The following is a 6955-nucleotide window of genomic DNA, read 5'->3' on the forward strand; positions in this document are numbered from 1 at the left end:
GAGATTTCGATGGCCCACGACGTGCTGCAAAAATTATAATGAGGGCATATGAAAACAGATTTTGATCTATTCGCAGAAACACAACGCACCTTGACAGCGCAGCTTCCCGGAGACACTCGGAATCGCTGCGAGATTTTCGTGGGCGATGCTCGGAAAATCCTCCAAGAAATGCCGGAAGGCCACTTCGACTGCGCGGTGACATCACCACCATATTGGGGCCTCCGGGATTACGGAATTGAAGGTCAGATCGGCGCAGAGCTCACCGTTGATGAGTACATCAGCGATCTCGTAAAGCTGTTCCGAGAGGTCCGTAGGACGCTGGCCAGCGACGGCACACTGTGGTTGAACATCGGGGACAGCTATACATCTGGCGGACGCACCTGGCGCGGAGCGGACTCCAAGAATAAGGGACGGGCAATGGATTACCGCGCCCCAACCCCCGAAGGTCTCAAACCGAAAGATTTAATCGGGGTACCTTGGCGATTAGCTTTTGCGCTACAGGCGGATGGCTGGTACCTGCGTACCGACATGATTTGGAACAAGCCGAACTGCCAACCGGAAAGCGTAAAGGATCGCCCAACACGCTCCCACGAGTATGTGTTCTTGTTCTCAAAATCGGAGAAGTACTACTACGACTGGCAAGCGATAATGGAGCCTGCAGCGGACCCCAAGCAAAAGTCAAAAAATCGGCGGACAGTTTGGAATATCAACACAGAACCATATCCCGGTAGCCACTTCGCAGTTTATCCGAGGGCATTGGTGCGTCTCTGTGTAGCAGCTGGGTCTCGCGAAAATGGACGAGTCCTAGACCCGTTTTTCGGGTCTGGGACTACGGGAGTGGTCTGCAACGAACTGGGACGAGATAGTGTAGGCATTGAGCTCAGTGAGGAATATTCAGATCTTGCCCGCGAACGACTGCTGCGTGGCCGCTGAACCGAAGGTCCATGTCGCATGGACCTTGCAGAGGTCTTTCCTCAGTGACTTGATCTGAAGCTTCCTTTCCGTGCCGCCGTCGAAGTACAAGGAGAACATAAGTAGGCCATATTTATCCTTCACGTGGCCGTAACCTGGCTTGGGGTTTTGTCGGCTGCCCTCCCGGACCTCCAGTTCGCAGCGGGTCGCCTGCATGAAAAGATCTTTAGGAATTTCGACTAGCTCGTATCGAACCATTTCCGGAGCTGTACTCAAACACCGTAATGTGAAAATTCGATCGTAGCTATTCATGTGCTCTAAAAATGCGTCACGCAGCAGCGGCAATTCCCACTCCCCTTTACCTAACTCCATCCACTTGCTAACGTGGATAGTCTGCTCCCTGATATTCGCCGCTGCTTCTGTTTTCAACCCAACCGGTACGCCCGCAATAGTTATGTCGTGCCCACGATTTGTACGACTTTTAACGAGCTGGGCAGCTATGCCCGAATCGTTCAGAGCGGCCTCAAAGGCAAATTCAAATCTATCCTTGCTCAGAGCTTGGCGGCTACCCGCATGATGGCTGAGCATGCGATCACCAAGATTTTCAAGGACAGCCTGCGTGACAATGTCGGAATCTTGAGCACGCACAAACTGGTGTGGCACCTTGAAAGCAAGAATCGCTCCTTTCAACCACTGCACCTGGGCAGGTCGTAGCTCCTCAATCGCCGCCAAAAATTCCGTTTTCTCCTGATCCGTAAGGCTCACAGCCCCCCCTTTCTTTAAGCTAGATATCATTCAAGATTAAGGGAGGGAGTGAAATTAGTCGAGGTTAAGTGGGTAGACCCCGAACACTGAGCGCAGAGAACTCAGCTTGCTTCCGGAAATCTTGATGCAGGTGGAGTCAGCCGCTCCGACGCTGCATCAGGATTTTTACCGTAAGCAGCGAATCATCCCCGCCCATTGCGGCCGATCCGACCATTGCTACCTTTCCGCTGATCCGCCTAGTAGTGGGTATAATCAAACCACCAAAAACGAACCGCAGACAGATCATTCTGGAGCCAGACTTTTTCAAACCACTTCTTACCTAGCCAAGGTGCGCCCGCGATCCTGCGCATTTTCACAATGAAATTACTGGAGCGACGGAAGATTCAAATAATGTCGCAGCGAATGAATGACATCGATTACCCCTTGAAGACTTGGTAAATCAGCGTACTCCTTGCAGAATCTCACCAGTTTACTTTTCCCATCACGGGTCAGCTCACGATGCATAGCCCCTTCGACGCAATTCTCACGAACCAAAGCTGTCGGGTTTTCTTCAAAAAATAGTTTGAGGAGTTGCTCTCCGAGAAGATCCTCGAGCTCCCAACTCAAACCTCTGTACGCTGCGTTTTGACTTTCAAAACCGCGCTGCAAGGTTGCGACATCCAAGCTGCCGGCCTTCGGCATAACTGGCCTGAGCCGAAAAACATCGCGGTATTCGACAATGGATGCGTCAACCATACGGGCACCGTTAACGGCTTTCTGGCCAGCAGTATCATTATCGAAGAGCCCAATGACTCGATAAACAGGACTCCCAGTAGAAGATAAATAAGTGCTGGCCAGACTCCGAAGAACAACCAGTTCACGTACCACACCATGAGTCCCGCCTCTATCCCCCTCCCCCGCTGCGACAATTGCAATATCTGAAAGAAGAGACCTACCTGTTTTTTTGAGAAAGTGACTTGCGGCCAATTCGAAGAGCGCGACGTCCGACGTGCCTTCCACCAAAACTGATCTTGGTAATAGGCGCCAGCCTCGCGAAACCCCGTACCGGGCAACGATGTCCATCTGGTCTTGAGCCATTTCAGTGCCGTGGTGCATTAACGGGCCGTAAAAACGGACCATTGTGGCCGAATGAGACATGAGCAGAAAAAGTAGTCCCTGCCCGATGAACTCGAACGCCCCATTCTTGGGGCCTATACGGCACATCAAAACGCCCAAACTCACGAACCCGAGCCATCGCACGATGTCCGTTATCGTACGCGGAAACGGCAGTCACTACGCGTGGCTGGTCTGGGTCTGCCAGTACCAACCATCGCAGATTCTCCGGCACTTGGGCTGAAATGTCGGTTTCACGCCAAAGGGCGCGTAGAGTCTTGAATTGCTGGTTCGCCTCATCTGCTCGCATCTGCTGGAACAATAACAATGCATGCTCCAAACGAAGCTGAGGAGATAGTCGATAATCTGTTGCGACGAGCAGATCAAGCGTCTGAAGCTGACGCTCGAAGCCATACGGATCTGAAGCCACTAGTATCTGATAGCGCAATTTTTCAATCTGCGAATTCCCAGCAGCAGCGGGATGATCAAGCCCCTCAAGAACAGCAGTCAGTACCTTCCCTGGCACTTCCTCCAATGACTCTGGAGCATGACCTCCGGAAGGCTCGCTTAATGCTACCCAAGCCCGAACTAACACCTCTGCCGGGCTGCTAGGCTCATCTCGATTGAAATCACCAACGCTCGACGCCATTAGGACCTCAACAGCACGGTCCGCAAGTGTAGCGAGCGAATGGCGGCGCAGCTCATTGCGATCGCGACTAATAGTTGCATAAACGATCTCGAGAGCCTCGATACAGTAAGCTAACGCAGCTTCCTTTGACTGTTCGGCAGAGGCGATCAGGCTCTTAACATGCGTTTCAATAACGTACGGGCTGGAGGGGTTTTGTTCGTACGCATGCCTCGTAGCCTCTGATGCGAGCCGCCGCAGATCTGCGAGCTCGCTCACAGGGGCGCCCTGACCGGCGCGCACCCTTGCAAGATCGAAATAAGCATTTGCAAGGGAGTTGTACAGGTAGACATCCGGCTCATCGCCTGGCGTTACTGCGATGGACTGGAGCGCGTAGTTGATATCGTCTATCGCTCTCTGAAGCAGAATCACCCTATCACTGTCCGACACGCCATAACCGGCCTCGTCCAGCCACGCAATTCGACGTCGAGATACTCCCGTGTGATGCCGAAATACTCGACTGCCATTCCTAAGGGCAGCAGGCATGCCATCAAGGGCGTCTAGCACCTCTCGCCAGATATGGATCCAGCTGCTCCTCCCGTGGTCCGGGTCGATCTTAAACACCGTCGTAGCAAACTCTTCGCCATACTCAAGCTCCTCCGCCTCCCCGAGTGCGGGCTTGCGTGACACCTCTTTCAAGATGGTGAAACGCAGGTGCTGAGCGTCTTTACAATCTGCAAACCCTAGGGAACTGCGAGCCTCGTAATCATAAAACAATGCGTTAATGAGGAGATGACCCAGGATGTCGTGAGCAAGCGCCCAATATTTCTTCCCCGCATGTGACAAGCGAGTAAGTCCGAGCGGCGATAGATCACTCCTTCGATCGTCAAGCAGCAACGGAACTGGCCAGGCGCTTCCACCCTGTTCAATGAGGGACTCTGGCATAGGCAAGCGCTCTGAGCTAAGCGCGGCTATTTGCAGAATCGCTCTTTTGACCTCAGGAGTGTCTGCATGAGCTTTGAAACACCTGTACACCCAACTTTGAATTGAGTCGCTCAGGTCGTATTGACTCTGCAGCCAGAATGTCAAAGTGATCCAGAATGCCGCAGCTCCATCTAGGTAACGCACCGAATGTGCTTGCTGGAAGTTGCGCCACTGCCATTCTGGGCGCTCTTTCCCATAGACTCGCAGAAAGCGGTTCAGATGTTGACCCATTTCAGCTGCCTGAGTGTCATCAAGCATGTGGCCCAGTTCAGCTAACGGCTTGAAACGCGACTCATCGAAAAAGGCTAAATCCCTCTGCGGCCCTGTCACGACTAAAATGCATACGGGCCGACCAGATTGCTTGAACTGCTGCAAGAAGCGACGTAATTCAGCGCCTCGCAGCTCCCAATGAATCCGATCAAACACCAAGAGCCAAGGCGTCTCGTACAAACGCCCTTCGCCTTCGTTTCCAGCGAGATTGGTAGACATACCTCCGGCCTTGAGATCTTCGCTTCGAAACCTTGAGTGAGTGAGAAAGTTTACAAGCGGAAGTGCGTCAGGGGTGAATGGAATCCCTTTCGCAACTAGAGTCGGGTAGCCTGCACGAGCGGCTGAGAATGCGAGATGACGAGCGAATGTTGTTCCCCCAGCCCCAGATTCTGAAACGATATAAGTGACTCTGTTTTCTGAAGACCCAGTTGAATCGAGCTTCCGCAGCTGAGCTTGCAAACCACGCCACGCGCTGTCGTCACGAATCCATGGCAGACCTGCTGCAAAAGCGCGCCAGTCACCGATTTCCCCTCGAAAAAAAGCATTGAATGCTTCTTCAGGTAAGTCGTACAGACCGGCTGTTACAAAGTCACGTTCTTGAATCAAGTCGTAACTGTCAAGAATCGGACGCTCGGGGTCGTCGATATCTGTGAGGTCAATATGGCGGATATTCCCGGCCTCATCGCGCTGTCGTACAGTGACCTCCTCCTCACTGTACGAGGAGGTGAACGCACTCACGAGATCGGTGGCGAAAGCGGTTACAGGAAGACAAATAATCGACGCTGCCGGGCCGTCACCGTTTGTGTCCAGCCATTCTCCAAGCTCGTGAATCGCATCTGGGTTCTGATTTACTACGAGTAGACGTGTACGAAAGCCAGTAGCCCATATTGCATCGAGAGCGCTTGGAGCAGCGCCTGTCGAACCGCCAACAACGACCAACTGCCTTACGGAGGATCGACGCAACTCATCCAGCATCGTCATACGACGTAGCTGCAGCTCGAACAAGGACCCCTGACTATTCCGACCAGACAGCAAGAAAATGGGCAGCGCACGTGTAGGGAGATTTATACGTGAAGGGTCTGTATCAACGATATGGATAAATCCACGACGCCTGACTAGCGAGTCACTCTCGGGCATCTCAAGTGCAGCAACCAGTAGCGGGCTAGCTTCTTCTATAAAGACATGCTTCCACGGCAGCCGCAGCATGGCAGCTAAGGCGTCGATCTCATCGGCGTTATCAACCGCACCACTCACCCAGATAGAGGCTTCGCGATCAGCTAAACCTGCAATTAAACTATCTGGAAGTGACTCGAAACGAGGTAAAATCCGCACTTATGTCTCCAAAAAAGCTAGGCGGCAGCTTCGACGCCAATCCGTTAGGCGATGACTTCAGCATCACGTGACAGATTAAACTACAAAAAGGCCGGTGTCTTTCGTTCAGGTCAGTTGCGACGACCTGGAGCAGTTGAAACAGCATCAGCGCTTATCGGTCCTTCGAACGCGTGACCATTATTTACACCTAGAAAATTATCTGCTTTACCGCCTCGTTTATCTTCACGCATGGTACGAACGGCGGGACAAACGGCGGGACAGAACTTAACAAAATAGAAAACCCTTTAAAAACAATAGATTAGTTCACATAAAGTCCGGCCACAAGCCGGGCAACCTAAAGTCGAATGGATAGAACAGGAGGGATGAGTCGACGCCAACGCTAAAGGGATACGATCAAGCCCTCCAGATCAGGAGGAACCAGATCTGCTCGACCTATTACGCCTCTGAGCATTGCAACGAGGCTCAGTATTCCAAAGAGTATTCCAGACAAAAAATAAAATAACTAAAATTGTTAAAAATCAACGATTTATGAAACGAGTTCAGATTACCCCGGCCCACCACATTCAGCAGTGCAAAAAAGCACCTCGCGTTGAGCAGGTGCTTCTGTTGTGGCTGGGGTTTAGGGAATGCGGGGGCCCAGGGCTCGCTTTCGCTAATGCATCAGCATTTGGCTGCGCTGCTTCTGGAGCACAGGCTTCGATTTGAGGTTCACCACGAACAGCAACACGCACGAGTAGCGGCGATTTTCTTTGTAGCTCCGCAACAGACCGCGCGCGCCCGAGATATCGTGCATGAGTAAGGCAGCTTGTGATTCTGTGGGACCGGACTCATCCGGGAAGAGGTCTGTGTGACTACACTGACCTTGCCCCCGAGAAACGTATCCCTTAACCCGGCGTCGGGGTTGAGTATCTAAGGTTGTTGCATTTGCCAGTTCTTCTCGTATTGCATCGGGCTTACGTAAAGCAGAGTCGAGTG

The 6955-nt window shown here is 52.4% G+C and carries 5 protein-coding genes; 1 reads left to right on the forward strand and 4 read right to left on the reverse strand.

The annotated features are described in order from the left end of the window. The first annotated feature begins 48 nt into the window (after positions 1 to 48). Positions 49 to 933: a DNA-methyltransferase gene (locus ACP7E4_RS24645; protein WP_122555621.1), complete on the forward strand. Its 885-nt coding sequence runs from the start codon at positions 49 to 51 to the stop codon at positions 931 to 933. Here the strand turns inward: ACP7E4_RS24645 and ACP7E4_RS24650 are convergent. From ACP7E4_RS24650 to ACP7E4_RS24665, 4 genes are all read right to left on the reverse strand, one after another. Continuing rightward, complete coding sequence (locus ACP7E4_RS24650) at positions 895 to 1677, reverse strand: hypothetical protein (protein ID WP_426118067.1); 783 nt, start codon at positions 1675 to 1677, stop codon at positions 895 to 897. The genes ACP7E4_RS24645 and ACP7E4_RS24650 overlap by 39 nt on opposite strands. A 363-nt stretch (positions 1678 to 2040) precedes the next feature. Next, entirely contained in the window at positions 2041 to 2754 is a 714-nt protein-coding gene (locus tag ACP7E4_RS24655; protein ID WP_426118068.1) for a hypothetical protein, read from the reverse strand. A 1-nt stretch (position 2755) separates the two neighbouring features. Then, entirely contained in the window at positions 2756 to 5980 is a 3225-nt protein-coding gene (locus ACP7E4_RS24660) for a hypothetical protein (protein ID WP_426118069.1), read from the reverse strand. Between the two features lie 652 nt (positions 5981 to 6632). Next, on the reverse strand, positions 6633 to 6955 hold a 323-nt coding region (locus tag ACP7E4_RS24665; RefSeq protein WP_426118070.1), incomplete at its 5' end, for a hypothetical protein.

Source organism: Pseudomonas sp. DSP3-2-3 (assembly GCF_049898225.1).
Classification (GTDB): domain Bacteria; phylum Pseudomonadota; class Gammaproteobacteria; order Pseudomonadales; family Pseudomonadaceae; genus Aquipseudomonas.